18 protein-coding genes are annotated in these 15,678 nt (G+C 48.1%); 9 read left to right on the plus strand and 9 right to left on the minus strand.

Features of this window, described 5'->3' with window-relative positions:
• Nucleotides 1-71: 71 nt before the first annotated feature.
• Nucleotides 72-845, plus strand: coding sequence for a triose-phosphate isomerase (tpiA, locus tag AC6I8U_RS15210; protein WP_498017281.1), 774 nt, complete (start codon nt 72-74; stop codon nt 843-845).
• A gap of 142 nt (nt 846-987) precedes the next feature.
• Here the strand turns inward: tpiA and pfkA are convergent, their stop codons facing one another.
• The 3 genes from pfkA to AC6I8U_RS15225 all read right to left on the minus strand — a co-directional run bounded on the left by pfkA (nt 988) and on the right by AC6I8U_RS15225 (nt 3,879).
• Entirely contained in the window at nt 988-1,950 is a 963-nt protein-coding gene (gene pfkA, locus AC6I8U_RS15215; protein WP_498017282.1) for a 6-phosphofructokinase, read from the minus strand.
• A gap of 290 nt (nt 1,951-2,240) precedes the next feature.
• Nucleotides 2,241-3,149: a CDF family cation-efflux transporter FieF gene (gene fieF, locus AC6I8U_RS15220; protein ID WP_498017283.1), complete on the minus strand. Its 909-nt coding sequence runs from the start codon at nt 3,147-3,149 to the stop codon at nt 2,241-2,243.
• A gap of 208 nt (nt 3,150-3,357) precedes the next feature.
• Nucleotides 3,358-3,879: a CpxP family protein gene (locus AC6I8U_RS15225; RefSeq protein WP_498017284.1), complete on the minus strand. Its 522-nt coding sequence runs from the start codon at nt 3,877-3,879 to the stop codon at nt 3,358-3,360.
• A 169-nt stretch (nt 3,880-4,048) separates the two neighbouring features.
• Between AC6I8U_RS15225 and AC6I8U_RS15230 the strand changes: the two genes are divergently transcribed.
• The 4 genes from AC6I8U_RS15230 to trmL all read left to right on the plus strand — a co-directional run bounded on the left by AC6I8U_RS15230 (nt 4,049) and on the right by trmL (nt 8,044).
• Entirely contained in the window at nt 4,049-4,732 is a 684-nt protein-coding gene (locus tag AC6I8U_RS15230; protein WP_042478828.1) for a response regulator, read from the plus strand.
• 2 nt (nt 4,733-4,734) lie between these two features.
• The gene (gene cpxA, locus AC6I8U_RS15235; RefSeq protein WP_498017285.1) at nt 4,735-6,120 is read left to right on the plus strand and encodes an envelope stress sensor histidine kinase CpxA; all 1,386 of its coding nucleotides are present in this window, start codon (nt 4,735-4,737) and stop codon (nt 6,118-6,120) included.
• 85 nt (nt 6,121-6,205) lie between these two features.
• Nucleotides 6,206-7,330 (plus strand): M14 family metallopeptidase, encoded by a 1,125-nt coding sequence (locus AC6I8U_RS15240; RefSeq protein ID WP_498017286.1) that lies wholly within the window; start codon nt 6,206-6,208, stop codon nt 7,328-7,330.
• Nucleotides 7,331-7,567: 237 nt separating this feature from the next.
• A complete protein-coding gene (gene trmL, locus AC6I8U_RS15245; RefSeq protein WP_128648823.1) occupies nt 7,568-8,044 on the plus strand; it encodes a tRNA (uridine(34)/cytosine(34)/5-carboxymethylaminomethyluridine(34)-2'-O)-methyltransferase TrmL in 477 nt (158 codons plus the stop codon).
• 98 nt (nt 8,045-8,142) lie between these two features.
• Here the strand turns inward: trmL and rpmG are convergent, their stop codons facing one another.
• The 3 genes from rpmG to radC form a co-directional block, all read right to left on the minus strand.
• Nucleotides 8,143-8,310 (minus strand): 50S ribosomal protein L33, encoded by a 168-nt coding sequence (gene rpmG / locus AC6I8U_RS15250; RefSeq protein ID WP_002535344.1) that lies wholly within the window; start codon nt 8,308-8,310, stop codon nt 8,143-8,145.
• A gap of 13 nt (nt 8,311-8,323) precedes the next feature.
• Entirely contained in the window at nt 8,324-8,560 is a 237-nt protein-coding gene (rpmB, locus tag AC6I8U_RS15255; protein ID WP_004728407.1) for a 50S ribosomal protein L28, read from the minus strand.
• Between the two features lie 299 nt (nt 8,561-8,859).
• Nucleotides 8,860-9,534, minus strand: a complete 675-nt coding sequence (gene radC, locus AC6I8U_RS15260) for a RadC family protein (RefSeq protein WP_128648822.1) — start codon at nt 9,532-9,534, stop codon at nt 8,860-8,862.
• Between the two features lie 207 nt (nt 9,535-9,741).
• Between radC and coaBC the strand changes: the two genes are divergently transcribed.
• From coaBC to lpxM, 4 genes are all read left to right on the plus strand, one after another.
• A complete protein-coding gene (gene coaBC / locus AC6I8U_RS15265; RefSeq protein ID WP_042478648.1) occupies nt 9,742-10,950 on the plus strand; it encodes a bifunctional phosphopantothenoylcysteine decarboxylase/phosphopantothenate--cysteine ligase CoaBC in 1,209 nt (402 codons plus the stop codon).
• A 205-nt stretch (nt 10,951-11,155) separates the two neighbouring features.
• Nucleotides 11,156-11,746, plus strand: a complete 591-nt coding sequence (gene slmA, locus AC6I8U_RS15270) for a nucleoid occlusion factor SlmA (protein ID WP_042478631.1) — start codon at nt 11,156-11,158, stop codon at nt 11,744-11,746.
• A gap of 5 nt (nt 11,747-11,751) precedes the next feature.
• Nucleotides 11,752-12,693, plus strand: coding sequence for a Kdo(2)-lipid IV(A) acyltransferase (locus AC6I8U_RS15275; protein ID WP_252013127.1), 942 nt, complete (start codon nt 11,752-11,754; stop codon nt 12,691-12,693).
• Nucleotides 12,694-12,705: 12 nt separating this feature from the next.
• Nucleotides 12,706-13,662 carry a lauroyl-Kdo(2)-lipid IV(A) myristoyltransferase gene (lpxM, locus tag AC6I8U_RS15280; protein WP_498017287.1) on the plus strand — a complete coding sequence of 319 codons (957 nt, stop codon included), beginning with the start codon at nt 12,706-12,708 and terminating at the stop codon, nt 13,660-13,662.
• 73 nt (nt 13,663-13,735) lie between these two features.
• On the opposite strand, the gene mutM is transcribed toward lpxM, so the two are convergent.
• From mutM to AC6I8U_RS15295, 3 genes are read right to left on the minus strand one after another with little or no spacing between them, the layout of a single operon-like run.
• Nucleotides 13,736-14,545 carry a bifunctional DNA-formamidopyrimidine glycosylase/DNA-(apurinic or apyrimidinic site) lyase gene (gene mutM, locus AC6I8U_RS15285; protein ID WP_498017288.1) on the minus strand — a complete coding sequence of 270 codons (810 nt, stop codon included), beginning with the start codon at nt 14,543-14,545 and terminating at the stop codon, nt 13,736-13,738.
• A gap of 35 nt (nt 14,546-14,580) precedes the next feature.
• The gene (locus AC6I8U_RS15290) at nt 14,581-15,078 is read right to left on the minus strand and encodes a hypothetical protein (RefSeq protein ID WP_498017289.1); all 498 of its coding nucleotides are present in this window, start codon (nt 15,076-15,078) and stop codon (nt 14,581-14,583) included.
• Entirely contained in the window at nt 15,078-15,590 is a 513-nt protein-coding gene (locus AC6I8U_RS15295; protein WP_042478624.1) for an FxsA family protein, read from the minus strand. The genes AC6I8U_RS15290 and AC6I8U_RS15295 overlap by 1 nt, the downstream gene beginning before the upstream one ends.
• Nucleotides 15,591-15,678 lie beyond the last annotated feature (88 nt).

The raw sequence follows: 15,678 nt of genomic DNA on the forward strand, positions 1-15,678 counted from the left end.
TTATATTCTTTCGTAATCACGTTTATTTTTTACATTCGTTTTTTACAAACACTGATTTTGGAGAAAATCTCATGCGTCAACCTGTAGTTATGGGTAACTGGAAACTCAACGGCAGCAAAGCAATGGTAACTGAGCTGCTAACTGGTCTAAACGCTGAACTTGAAGGCGTAACTGGTGTAGACGTGGCGGTAGCTCCACCAGCACTATACATCGATCTAGCTGAGCGTGTAATCGCAGAAGGCGGCAACAAGATCATCCTTGGTGCACAAAACACAGACCTAAACAACAGCGGTGCTTTCACTGGCGACATGTCTCCAGAAATGCTGAAAGACTTCGGTGCGACTCACATCATCATCGGTCACTCTGAGCGTCGTGAGTACCACAACGAATCAGACGAGTTCATCGCTAAGAAATTCGCATTCCTAAAAGAGAACGGCCTGAAGCCAGTTTTCTGTATCGGTGAATCTGAAGCGCAAAACGAAGCAGGCGAAACTGAAGCAGTTTGTGCACGTCAAATCAACGCAGTGATCGACGCTTACGGTGTTGAAGCACTTAACGACGCTATCATCGCATACGAGCCAATCTGGGCTATCGGTACTGGTAAAGCAGCAACTGCAGAAGATGCACAGCGCATCCACGCTTCTATCCGCGCTCTAATCGCAGAGAAAAACGCAGCAGTCGCTGAGCAAGTAATCATCCAATACGGTGGTTCTGTTAAGCCAGAGAACGCGGAAGCTTACTTCTCACAACCAGACATCGACGGTGCTCTAGTTGGTGGTGCATCTCTAGATGCTAAGAGCTTCGCAGCTATCGCTAAAGCAGCGGCGGCAGCTAAAGCTAAGTAATCTCTATTGATTACCAAAAAGCCGGTTCTTGGGGAGCCGGCTTTTTTGTGCCTGCTCGCTAGGCATACTACTCCGAGCTCGTGCATAAAAAAAGCCGCTGCAAATGCAGCGGCTTTTCACGATTATTTCGGTGCGAGTTCGATTAGAACAGCTCTTCAGCTACCTTGAATAGGTCATCACGTACTGGACGCTTCATGTTCTCAATCGCATCAATGATGTCGTGGTGAACAAGCTGCTCTTTCTGGATACCAACACAACGGCCACCGTGACCTTCTAGAAGAAGATGAACTGCGTAGTTACCCATGCGAGATGCTAGAACACGGTCGAACGCCGTTGGACGACCACCACGCTGAATATGACCAAGTACCGTTGCGCGAGTCTCACGACCTGTTGCGTCTTCGATCTCTTTTGCTAGCTCATTGGCATCCATCATTAGCTCAGTAAGTGCAATGATTGCGTGCTTCTTACCTTTAGCAATACCGTCTTGGATGTTGCTGATAAGCTGGTCTTTATTCAGACCCGTTTCTGGAGTAATGATGTACTCACAGCCACCAGCGATTGCAGACATCAGGGTTAGGTCACCACAGTGACGACCCATGATTTCTACGATAGAGATACGTTGGTGAGACGATGATGTGTCACGCAGACGGTCGATCGCGTCGATAACTGTGTTAAGTGCTGTTAGGTAACCGATCGTGTAGTCAGTACCTGCGATGTCGTTATCGATAGTGCCTGGAAGACCGATACATGGGTAACCCATCTCAGTTAGCTTTTTCGCCCCCATGTAAGAGCCGTCACCACCAACAACTACGAGTGCATCGATGCCGTGCTTCTTAAGGTTCTCGATCGCTTTTTCACGAACTTCCACTTCTTTAAACTCAGGGAAACGTGCAGAACCTAGGAATGTACCACCACGGTTGATCACGTCAGAAACGCTTGAACGATCAAGTGGCTTGATACGGTCTTCGTAAAGACCAAGGTAGCCGTCGAATACGCCGTACACTTCCAAGCCCTCTGACAGAGCAGTACGAACCACGCCGCGTACCGCAGCATTCATACCAGGTGCGTCACCACCACTTGTCAAAACACCAATTTTCTTAATCATGCTCACCCTCGATTTGGCAATCTAATTTTAAACTTTAAGTAGGTCGCATAAATCTGCGCCCCACGGAAATCTTGTTGTTATCGTTACTCTTTGTCAGCGCGTTCCCCAAAACATCACTGACGTAACTTTATTACTTATGTAAGAGTATTACAGTTTATACTGGCTCTTACGTTGATTCACATCAGAATCGCACTTTTTTATCACGCGCATTGATAATAGACAATTGAATTTAACATTGCCATGTCTACTCAGCCTCACCCCATCGTGCTGCTTGCTCTACGCCCCGTGCGTTAAAAGTCTTGTTTCTTCTGTTCCGCCTCTTCATGCAACACCACTGAATACGGGTCTTGGTGGATAATGACATCCGCGCCCGGGAATGCTTCTATCACTTTGTCTTCTGCAAGATCGGCAATGCGATGCGCTTCTATCAGTGGTAAATGATCATCCAGCTCTAAGTGTAACTGAATGAAACGAACCGGCCCGGACATGCGCGTTCTCAGCTGATGAACACCAATCACCCCTTCTACGTCATTACAGACCTGACGAATCACAACCAGCTCTTCTTCTGGTAGCTGACGGTCCAAAAGCGATTGAACCGCTTCATAAGCCATCTTAATCGCACTCACTAGAATGAAGACGCCAATCGCAACTGCGAACACAGAGTCAGCCTGACCAATGCCATACCAGCTCAGTCCCAGCGCCACCATAATTGCAACATTCATATATAGGTCGGTTTGATAATGCAAAGAATCTGCGGCAATGGCCTGACTGCCGGTCTTTTTCACTACGTATTTTTGAAAAGCTACCAAACCCGATGTGAGAACCAATGCGAATAAACTGACATAGATGCCAAGCTCAGGAGAATTAAGCTCATGGGGTCTAAAGAAGCGGTCAATACCATTAAGAATGAGGAAGCAGGCAGAGCCAGTGATAAACATTGACTGCGCCAACGCGGCTAGGGATTCGGCTTTGCCATGCCCAAAGGTATGCTCTTTGTCTGCCGGTTGCAGTGAGTATCGAACCACCACTAAGTTAATAACTGAAGCGGCAATATCAAGTAGGGAGTCAATTAAAGAGGCGAGTAAGCTGACCGAGCCTGTCACCCACCAGGTGATCACCTTTGCTATCAGCAAAATGGTCGCTATCGTCGTTGCAGCCCATGCTGCGGTTGTCACCAGTTTCGCGTAGTTATCCTTCATGCGCTAAGTGTTAGGTCCTTGGGTTATTTCTAAACACAAAGCAAGTATACCGATTATTGATGACAAAAATAGAAAAAAGCGACCAAATTTGGTCGCAACAGATAGTGACAAAAGTGAATGAGAAAAAGTCACTATAAGGGAAATTCACAATCATCAGGTCGCAGGACCCAAAGAAAAGCCATCGCGAACCGCGATGGCTATCAGACGATTACTCTTCAGCAAATTTCTCTGCGCGCTTCTCCATTTTCGCGAAGCATTTTTCCATACGCTCTTGAGACAGTTCTTTAAACTTCACTTTTTGCTCTGGCGTTAGAATGCTCATCATCTCATGTTGCTTCTCTAGCTTTTTCACGCGACGCTCAGCTTGTTTTTCAACCATTTCCGTTGCTAGAGCATTTGCGGCTTCTACATCAAAGGTATCGGCCAATACCAAATCTTGCATTTTTTGCTGGCGAGCCTGCATTTCCGCTTTCTTAGCAGCAAAATCACCACCAAACTTCTGTTTCATCTGCTGCTTGTTGCTTTCGCGAAGCTGCTTCATCTGCTCTTTCTGAGTGTCAGTTAAGTCAAGTTCACGGAACATGCGCTTACCGTCGAAGCCACCGCACATACCCTCACCGCCTTTACCGTGATGACCACCTTTACCACCACCGTATGCGAGTGCGCTTGCTGAGCCTAGAGCGAGTGGAAGAACTGTTGCAGCGATAACCAATTTTTTTGAAAGTTTCATAATCTTTACCCTTATGTGATTCATACCATGGCTGCCTCTGCAGCGCTTGAGTATAGAATAGGGGCTAGCGCGTAAAGCAACGTACAGCGAGCGTAAAGAATCGTAAAGATCGCTTTTTTGGGACATTAACGCTTTATTATTACAGGGCACAATAGATTCTGAGGTAGATATGGCACACATTCTTCTTATCGATGACGACACTGAACTCACCAGCTTATTAAAAGATATTCTCAGCTATGAGGGCTTTGATGTTTCCGAAGCTAACGATGGTTTCGCAGGTCTAGAAGCGATGAGCGAAGAGATCGATTTGGTATTGATGGATGTGATGATGCCGCGCCTAAATGGCATGGACACACTCAAAAAGCTGCGTGAAACCTGGGAAACGCCGGTATTAATGCTCACCGCGAAGGGCGAAGAGATCGACCGTGTCATTGGTTTAGAGCTTGGCGCTGACGACTACTTACCAAAGCCCTTCAGTGATCGGGAGCTCTTAGCACGTATCAAAGCAATACTCAGACGCACCTCCAACAAATCCGAGACCAATACCTCTGACGGTGTGCGTTTCGACGATATTGAGGTTTTCCCAGCAAGACAAGAAGCAACCTGTCAGGGTAACTTGCTCGATCTCACTACAACCGAGTTCGCGCTGCTGCATTACTTTGTGCAAAAACCTGGGGAGACCTTAACCAAAGAAGCGCTCAGTCTTGATGTGCTCGGCAAGCGACTATCTGCGTTTGACCGCGCTGTCGATATGCACGTATCGAACCTAAGAAAAAAACTTCCCGAGAAATTAGACGGCAAGCCTAGAATCAAGACCCTTCGTGGTCGCGGCTACTTGCTAGTGAAGGAATAATCATGAAACTGCCCAAGATCACCAGCCTGTATGGTCGTATTTTCGCCATCTTTTGGTTCACCATGTTGTTGGTGCTGATTGCGGTACTGGCACTCCCTCACCTTGATCCTCGGGTAGCAAAAGAGGTCTCCGGAGAAACACTTGGGCAGATGACCAACGTTCGCGACAGAATTGAGCGCGAATTTGCTGGTGAGAACAACATTGGGCGTATCGTCTACAAGATTGACAAATCTGAACGACAGCACAATAAAGACCATAAATCCAAAGGACCGAGTTTCTTTATTGTCGACCAAGAAGGCAACATCCTGAGCACGCAGAAGCGCACAGACTTCAAAGAACGTATGCTCAAAAACTTCATCACCTCGGTTGACGCCTTCGACACGCCAATGCAAAAGCTCTACGGGCGCTATATGCTTGTAGGACCCATGCCTATCGAGCTAGCGAATCAGGATTACTATCTCTATATCGGACTGCGCTGGACGCAGCCACCACCGTTTCTGCTCCGTATGTTTGATAAGCCATTCCAGCTTTTACTCGTAGTGATGGCGGTCAGTACACCGCTACTACTGTGGCTTGCCTGGGCGCTTAGCCAGCCTGCAAGACGCCTTGAGCGCGCCGCTAAGCGGGTCGCCAATGGAGAGTTCAAGCCAGATCCAGACCTAGAAACCGGTACGACGGAATTTCGACAAGCCGGTCAGAGCTTTAACCAAATGGTGCTGGCCGTAAATCAAATGATTTCAGGTCAGCAGCGGCTGCTCTCTGATATCTCTCACGAGCTTCGTTCACCACTTACGCGCCTTAGAATGGCGACAGGCCTCGCGACGCGTAAGCAAGGAGAAAGTGCAGAGCTTACACGTATTGATACCGAGGCGCAGCGCTTGGAGCAGATGATAGGTGAACTGCTCGAGCTATCGCGCATGAGCACTGACAGTCACGTCACGCGCGAAAGCCAACCAGCAAGCAGCCTATGGGAAGAGATCTTCAGTGACGCTCAGTTTGAAGCAGAACAAGTGGGTAAAGCGCTGCACTTCTCCGAGATACCTGACGTTTCCATTGTCGGTAACCCGAAGCTTCTAATGAGCGCTATCGAGAATATCGTTCGTAACGCCATTCGCTATAGCGAATCAGAGATCAACATCGCCGTCTATCAGCAATCAGAGATGCTAAACATCATCGTAGAGGATGATGGCCCTGGTGTGCCTGATGACGAGCTTGAAGATATCTTTAGACCTTTCTATCGCGTCTCTACCGCACGCGATCGTGACTCTGGGGGTACGGGTCTTGGTCTGGCGATCACGCAAAGCGCTATCGTTCAACACAGTGGACAAATTAACGCCTCACGCAGTGATCTCGGTGGCTTAAAAATGCACGTTGAATTGCCGCTATAAAATCAGCAATTCAGCGATATTGATTCTACACTCTTTGTGGTAGCCTCTCGGCTCATGCTCAACATAGAATAAGAGAATCAAGCAGATGAAGATCTTCAGTAATTTCGAGAGTGGCAACATTGAGGTTGTCAGCATTGAAAACAGAGACGATATCCAGCTAAAAATACAAAACGACAACCAGTCTGAGTTCTATCAATGGTTTCACTTCCGACTAGAAACTCAGGCTGAACAGTCTCACACCATTAAGATCCTTGACCTCGCTAAGTCTGCCTACCCTGAAGGTTGGAAGGGCTATGACGTCGTTGCTTCTTACGACCGAGAAGAGTGGTTCCGCATCCCATCCGAGTTCGATGGTGATACCTTGAGCTTTCACGTCCTTCCTGAGCGTGGGTCGATGTACTTTGCCTACTTTGCACCGTACTCCTACGACCGTCACCTAGACCTTCTACACATGGCGCAAACCGAGCACCACTGCACTTTAGAGACCCTAGGCCACACGCTAGATAACAATGACATGTCTCTACTGACCTTTGGTGAGCCAGAGGAAGGTAAGAAGAATATCTGGGTTATCGCGCGTCAGCATCCTGGAGAGACCATGGCTGAGTGGTTTATGGAAGGCCTTATTCAGCGCCTTGTCGATGAAACCGACACCACGGCGCAAGCGCTGCTAGAAAAAGCCGTGCTTTACGTGGTGCCAAACATGAACCCTGATGGCGCGAATCGTGGCCACCTGCGCACGAATGCGGTTGGTGTAAACCTAAACCGTGAATGGCAGTCACCTTCGATGGAGAAAAGTCCAGAGGTGTTCCTAGTACGTGAGAAGATGCTGCAAACAGGCGTCGATATGTTCTTAGATATCCACGGCGATGAAGCGATCCCCTACAACTTTGCAGCCGGCTCTGAAGGCATCCCTTCTTACGACGAGCGTCACGCAGGGCTTGAGAATGCGTTCAAACAAGCGCTACTCACCATTACTCCTGAGTTCCAAGACGACTACGGCTATGATAAAGATGAGCCGGGCAAGGCTAACCTGACCGTTGGCTCAAACTGGGTAGCAGAGCAGTTCCGCTGCCTGTCATACACCATTGAAATGCCGTTTAAGGATAATAATAACTACCCAGATCCTTTGTATGGCTGGTCGCCTGAGCGCAGTATTCAGTTTGGTCATGATATGGTGGCGGCAACGCTGGCGGTGACGGATAAGCTTTGATCTCGAAAGACACTAATTGAATGTCTTGCCATTCCTGTGCAGACAGGAATCTAGTTGAGGCTTGATGCACGCTTTAGGTAGATCCCCGCCTGCGCGGGGATGACGATAATTTTGGGGATGACGAAAGTTTAATTGGAAGTGATGGTTACCTTAGGGACGGCATAGCTATCTAAGATGACGTTTTTTTTGCTCTTCGGGTATACTCATTCCATTATTTAGTATGAGTCGACACCCAATATGTTTGATATCGCCCTCTACGAGCCAGAAATTGCTCCTAATACCGGAAACATCATCCGACTTTGTGCCAACTGTGGTGCAAACCTACACCTTATCGAACCGCTTGGTTTTGATTTAGAAGAGAAGAAGGTCCGCCGTGCCGGTCTTGACTATCATGACCTTGCTCGTGTAAAGCGCCACAAAGACTACGCAGCGTTTCTTGCTTATCTTGAAGAGAACAATCCGAGCTATCGCTTATTTGCTTGTACAACAAAAACCACTGGCCATCACACGGATGCGAAATACCAGCAAGGTGATGTATTGCTATTTGGACCAGAAACCCGCGGTCTGCCCGCAGAAGTGATTGAAAGCCTGCCAATGGAACAGCGTATTCGTATTCCTATGATGCCAGATGCGCGCAGCCTAAACCTATCCAATGCGGTAGCGATTATTGCCTATGAAGCGTGGCGACAGTTTGGTTTTGAAGGGGCGGTTTAAGCCCTTTTTAGCGACAGCGTTAACCTAGCCTGATTTTCAGGCAATAAAAAACCCAGCCGAGGCTGGGTTTTCAATACTTACAAGCAGATGCTTATCAATTACTTGATTTTAGCTTCTTTGTACATAACGTGTTGGCGAACAACTGGATCAAACTTTTTGATCTCAAATTTGCCTGGCATGTTACGCTTGTTCTTGTCAGTTGTGTAGAAGTGACCAGTACCTGCAGAAGATACTAGACGAATTTTCTCACGAATGCCTTTAGCCATTGCTTAATTCCTCTTATACGTTCTCGCCACGAGCGCGGATATCAACAAGAACAGCATCGATGCCTTTCTTATCAATAATACGCATACCCTTAGCGGTTAGACGTAGTTTAACAAAGCGTTTTTCGCTTTCTACCCAGAAACGATGAGTTTGTAGGTTCGGCAGAAAACGACGCTTGGTAGCATTTCGTGCGTGTGAACGGTTGTTACCCGTTACAGGACGCTTACCAGTTACTTGGCATACTCGGGACATGAATGTCTTCTCCAAATCGTTTCAGCTCGATATCAACCTTGGTGGCCGAACCTCAATTATAAGAGGCCATAACCATTATGGAGTACCCATACAAGGCTATCAAAGGTCGCGCATTATACTAACTTGACATGCATTGCTCAAGACCCGAACAGATCCTTTTTTAAGGATTTGCTGATCTTTTTCACTTTGAGCTGATGTTGGTTGATAATTTAGTGCGCGAATCATAGCAGAAAATCACCAAAACAAAAGCTCTGTCTCACAGTTATTACAATAAAAAACGCTTTCTACTGTTTCAAAAGCTAAATCCAGCCTCTTTCAGCAAAAGAGGTCACCTCTCCATCGCCAATAACAAAGTGGTCTAGGATACGAATATCGACCAATCCCAGTGCATCGCTGAGCCGTCTTGTGATCCTTCGGTCTGCTTGGCTAGGCTCTGAGATACCTGAAGGATGATTATGAGCCAGTATTAATGCCGCTGCATTATGCTGCAGAGCGCGCTTAACCACCTCACGCGGATAGACCGATGCGGCATCAATGGTTCCCTCAAACATCACTTCATCTGAAATCACCCGATTTTGATTATCGAGAAACAGAACATAGAAGGCTTCTCGCTGACGGTCACGCAATATAGACATCAGATAAAGCTTGGTCTGTTCCGGACTATTGAGGCTATCACCACGTTTAAGCGTTTCTGACAAATAGCGCTGACTCATCTCTAATACCGCTTGAAGCTGCACGAACTTCGCAAGCCCTAACCCCTTGTGATGACAAAACTCCTCTTTCGATGCCGAGAATAGGGCTCGTAGTGAACCAAACTCAGTCAAAAGCCTGTCTGCGAGCTGAATGACATTCAACCCCTTGGTTCCGGTTCGTAGAAATATCGCCAGCAACTCGGCATCAGAAAGCGCTTGGCTGCCACGCATCAAAAGCTTCTCTCGTGGCATAGAGTCATTGGGAAGCTGTTTAATAGTCATATATAGAAGAAAACAGAAATAGGTGCCGTGTTATTGCCTAATACAGAAAGAGCGAAAAGTGCCTAAAAGACAAGCTGGGAGTCTTCCCTCTTTATTATGTAATTGTGTTGTCTGATAGCGTTCGAGAAATCATGGCATGAATGGCAGCAGTAGCGAGGGAGCATGGCTTTTGCTATCTTAGCCGCAGAAAAATGTAAGGAGCAAGCTATGCAAACGTTAGCGGGTAAGAAAATACTACTTGGCATCAGTGGTGGCATCGCCGCCTACAAATGTGCGGAACTCACCAGGCGTCTCATCGAGCGCGGTGCTGAGGTACAAGTGGTGATGACCAAAGCTGCAAAGGAGTTTATCACGCCACTCACCATGCAGGCGGTGTCGGGCAGACCCGTCTCAGATAGCTTGCTCGATCCTGCCGCAGAAGCCTCCATGGGACACATTGAGCTGGCGAAATGGGCCGATCTTGTCTTGCTTGCTCCAGCGACCGCTGACCTTATTGGACGCATGAGCGCTGGCATGGGTAACGATTTGCTAACGACACTCGTCCTAGCCACCGATGCCCCGATTGCCGTCTCTCCGGCCATGAACCAGCAGATGTACCGCAATGTCGCGACACAAGAAAACATCGCAACCCTTGCCCGTCGAGGCATGATGGTGTGGGGACCAGCTGCAGGCGAACAGGCTTGTGGCGACGTCGGTCCTGGCCGAATGCTGGAGCCAATGCAACTTGTCGAGCGCTGTGAGCAGTTCTTTGGACCAAAACCATTGACGGGTAAATCCGTTGTGATTACAGCAGGCCCAACTCGTGAAGCCATTGACCCAGTGCGCTACATCTCTAACCATAGCTCAGGAAAAATGGGCTTCGCACTTGCCGAGGCTGCGAGCCAACTTGGCGCACAAGTCACGCTGATTGCAGGCCCAGTTTCACTATCCACACCAGCCAACGTGGAACGTATTGATGTCGTCAGTGCTGAGCAGATGCATAAAGCCGCACTTGAAGCGGCAACCAAGCACGACATCTTTATTGGCTGTGCGGCTGTTGCCGACTATCGCCCTGTCGATGTGGCTACTCAAAAAATCAAGAAAACGGCCGACAACAATGATATGCAGATCGTGATGGTGAAAAATCCAGACATCATTGCTGATGTGGCGTCCCTTACTCAGCATCGCCCTTTCACCGTCGGTTTTGCCGCAGAAACGCAAGATGTAGAGACTTACGCGTTAGGTAAGCTAGCACGTAAGAATCTGGATATGATTTGCGCAAATGATGTCTCAGTGGAAGGTCAAGGCTTTAACAGTGACTCAAATGCGATTACCGTGTACTGGCAAGGCGGTCAGCAAGCCCTTGGTAGCGCGAAGAAAACCGAACTAGGTCGCGCTATTCTAGAGTGCATTTCAGCTAAGCTAGCCAGCGCTTAATCCCTATGGGTCCCGTACGATGTCAAACGGACATCGTGCAAACCCCACCCTATGCTCGCCAGCCCTGCGAGATAGATTGTTACACACTTCAACCATTTAGCATGTTGAACTGTGTAGATAAAACGCGCTTGGGTACACTAACAGATTCACTAATGGGCGTTATCGTGCTGATTTAGGCATGCAGTAATCAAAAGGAATAGGATTTATGTCCGCTACGAGAAAGTCGAACCGAAAAGAGGAGATCCTTCAGGCTCTTGCTCAGATGCTAGAGTCCAACGAAGGCACATCTCGCATCACGACCGCAAAGCTTGCAAAGCAAGTGGGTGTGTCTGAAGCGGCACTCTATCGTCATTTTCCAAGCAAAGCGCGAATGTTTGAAGGGCTCATCGAGTTTATCGAAGAATCGCTCATGTCTCGCATCAATCGTATCTTAGATGAAGAAAAAGACACCCTGACCCGCATTCGTATGGTGTTGCAACTAATTTTGGCGTTTTCTGAGCGTAATCCAGGTTTGAGTCGCATTCTCTCTGGCCATGCTCTAATGTTTGAGAATGAACGATTACGTGACCGAATTAATCAGCTTTATGAAAGAATTGAGACATCTTTGCGTCAAATCTTGCGCGAGCGCAAAATTCGTGAAGGCAAGAGTTTCCCAGTCGATGAAAAGATCCTTGCCGCCCAATTACTGGGGCAAGTCGAAGGCAGTTTAAATCGCTTCGTGCGTTCTGATTTTAAATACACTCCAACGTCCACCTTTGACGAGTACTGGTCGTTGCTAAAACTACAATTGCAATAACGCTAATGAAAATAGATAAAAAACCTGACTTCACACTCTCACTGCTGCATCCAAAGCACTGGGGAGTATGGATAGGCTTTGGTTTGCTGGCGCTTATCGTCAACCTTCTACCTTATGCTGTGCTTTACAAAATGGGGCGCGGCCTAGGTAAGTTCGGTATGCGCTTTGGTGGCAAACGCGCGCAAATCGCTCGCCGCAACTTAGAGCTGGCGTTTCCCGAGAAGACTGAGCAAGAGATTGACGCTTTCGTCGAAGAGAACTTCAAAAACTCTGGTATGGCCCTGATTGAAACGGGCATTACTTGGTTTTGGCCTACATGGCGCTTTAAACGTATTCTTATTGCCAAAGACATCAGTGCCATAGAGCAGCACGAAGCGAACGGTAAAGGGGTGCTACTTTGTTGTGTCCATGCGCTCAACCTAGAGATCACTGCGCGTGCGTTTGCTGTGCTTGGTCTTCCGGGTTACGGTGCTTATCGTCCTCACAGCAACCCCGCTTACGAGTTCATCCAGTATCGCGGTCGCACCCGTAATGGCAACAAGCTTATCTATCGCACCGATCTAAAATCTATGATCCGTGTCATGCGCCAGGGTCACCGACTCTTCTACTTACCCGATCAAGACTACGGTCACAACAAGTCAGTCTTCGTCCCGTTTTTTGCTGTAGAAGAAGCTTGTACTACGACAGGGACCAGTATTTTGGCTTACACCAGTAAATGTGCCATAGTGCCGGGCTCTGGCTTTAGAAATGCCGACGGTAAATATGAGATCATGGCTGATATCTCTATCGAAGATGAATATCCAAAGAAAGATGAAGTAGCGGCTGCGGCGCTGATGAACTCATACGTAGAGAAAATCATTCTGCGCGCGCCAGAGCAATGGTTATGGATGCACAAGCGATTCAAATCTCTGCCTGATCACACCAAAACTAACTCTCGCTACCTGTAACGAGTAGGCATTATGAGCAATCAAGAACACATCGATAAGAACCTCTATGACCCTCGTTTCCAGTGGGCGTTTTTACACCCTAAGCATTGGGGAACCTGGCTAGGTATTCTCCTTGCGGTCTTTCTAGCTTTTGTTCCCGCTAAACCTAGAGACCGCTTTGCACGCTATATTTCTGGCATCATAGTCAACAAGAATGGTCGCGTGGTAAGGCGCACTCGACTTAACTTAGTTAAGTGCTTTCCAGAAAAGAGCGAGCAAGAGATTCAACACATTGTCGAAGAGACATTTGCCAAAGCGGGTCAATACCTGTTTGGCTATTCAGAGTTTTTGGTGCGCTCGACCAAGCACAACCAAATGCGCGGAGTGATGATTGGCGAAGAAAACCTAATGCCACTGCTTGAGGCAGGTGAGAATGTCATCATCCTAGCGCCACATGCTTGGGCCGTCGACTATCCGGCGGTTATGCTCGCTGCGCAAGGGCACAAAGTCGCGACCATCATGAAGCCGCAGAACAACCCTATCGGTGACTGGCTGATGCACGTCCAGCGTATGCAATATGGCGGTCGAATCTTTGCTCGCAGTGCTGGAGTCAAACCTTTTGTGCGCTCGATTAAAGATGGCTACATCGGCTACTGGCTTCCAGATGAAGACCACGGTCCACAAAACTCGGTATTTGTTCCCTTTTTTGCCGCCGAAAAGGCAACCTTAAAGGGGTTCGGTAAGATGTCGCGATTGTCGCGCGCTAAAGTGGTACCAGTGCTGCCCGCTTACAACGACCAAACCAGCAAATACGAGGTGCATATTCTTCCTGCCATCGACAATTTCCCAACTGGCGATGAAGAGCAGGATGCACGCGCAATGAACAAAGCGATTGAAGATTTGCTGCGTGATAAGCCAGAGCAGTACATGTGGAACTTATATCTGTTTGAAACTCAGCGAGATGGTAAACGTATCTACGATAACCACTAGAGAGTTTCGCTTTCAGGTACTAAAAAAGCGCTTGCCGATAAGACAAGCGCTTTTTTATCGTCATCACCCACCATTAACTCTGGCAAGCATCGCAGAAGAAGGTATTTCTCTGGCCAATCTTCATCTCTTTGATTTCATTACCACAAAGGCGACAAGGCTCGCCAGAGCGACCGTATACTTGAAGCTCCTGGGCGAAGTATCCTGGTTTTCCATCCGTCTGAGAGAAATCTTTCAGCGTCGTTCCGCCTTGCGCTATGGCCTGTTCAAGCACTAACTTAATTTCAGACACCAGTCGCTCCCATTGTTCAGGGGTGATCTTATGGCTTGGTGTGGTTGGAAGAATTCCAGCACTATATAGAGATTCACATGCGTAAATATTCCCAACGCCGACCACATTGGCGTTGTTCATGATGAAGGTTTTGATCGCAACACGCTTATTCTTAGCGCGCTCGCTCATCCACTCGGCATTAAATTCATCCGTCAAAGGTTCCGGGCCACAGTTGTCCAAAAGCTCATGAGACTCTCCCGGTGCACACCATAACCAAGCCCCAAAACGGCGCGGATCGTTATAGCGCATCACTTTGCCGTTGCTGAGCACCAGATCGACGTGATCATGCTTTTCTGGGGTTGGCGGGTTATCAAGCACGCGCAAGCTCCCTGACATGCCTAGATGAACAATGGCCGTCCCCGTCGGAGTATCAATGAGCAAGTATTTCGCGCGTCGGCGTATCGATATGATGGGCTGACCATGCAGTTCATGGATAGCCTCGGGGATCCACCAGCGAAGCTGTCGCTGACGGACCACAATTTCTTTGATGGTCTCTTCGAGAAGATGGGGGCTGATGCCCAGACGAGAGACTTCTACTTCTGGTAACTCTGGCATAATTCACACACTGTGTTGCCGATTCACTCTATGGATTACTGAGTGCGCTCTGGCAAAAGTTGATTATTGTCGAAGCTGACTGCCACCCATTGGCTATCAAAGGTGCTAAGTAGCCAAAATTTGTTGAGCGGGTAGGCGGTGACTCGCTGCGGCTCTTCAATATCTTGATACCATACTTCAATCGTCATCGACGTCTCAAACGCTGGTCGCAGCTTTTGATAGGTCTCCGTATCCACCGGAGTACCTCGGATTCCGCGCCAGCGCTCTATCACATTCGAGGCTTGCGCATCCCACTTTTCAGGAATCGCTCGCCATACACCGTTTTGCAGATAAAACTGGATCCCTGCGTAATTAATTTCTATGGGATCCGCGGTAGGGTCTAATACATACCCTTGTCCCATATGAGCGCTAGGTTCCAGTAGGTACTGCTTAATCAAAGTCGGCGCCGACACCATCAACATAAAAAAGGTGATGGCGACAATAAGTACCGTGTTCCAGCGACGACGAGTTAGCCTGAGACGATTAAAAAACATTAGTTCAGCTTATTACGGTCATCATCATCTTTGCGTTCAAACTCACCCTCAAAGGTATTGCCACCCTGCTGGTCACCACGGCGAGAATCAAAGGGGCCTTGCTGAAATGGGTCTTGATGAAAACCGCCTTGTTGGTGGAAACCACCTGACATGGTTTTCACCACCATTTTGCTCATTAGATATTTGGCAATCGCGGCTCTTGGTGCAGGAAGTAGCACCAGCATCCCCATTGCGTCAGTCATAAAGCCAGGAGTAAGCAAGAGCACGCCAGATACGGCCAGCATCACGCCTTCGACAATCTGCTGCGCCGGCATTTCACCTTGCTGTAGACGGTTTTGCACTGACATCAGGGTTTGCAAGCCCTGACTGCGAACCAAAGACGCACCCACCACGGCAGTGAGCAACACTAGACCGATGGTCGTCCAAAGCCCTAAAAAGCCACCCACCTGAATAAATAGTCCGATTTCAATGATCGGTACAAAAATAAATAGTAATAACAGTATCGGAAACACGCTGTCCTCCTTGGTTTGCTGTCAGTTTACGCCTACCCTTATCTAAACCACAAATAAATTACTCAGATTCAACCGTTAATCGCACAAA

This window comes from Vibrio sp. KUL80 (genome assembly GCF_059725495.1).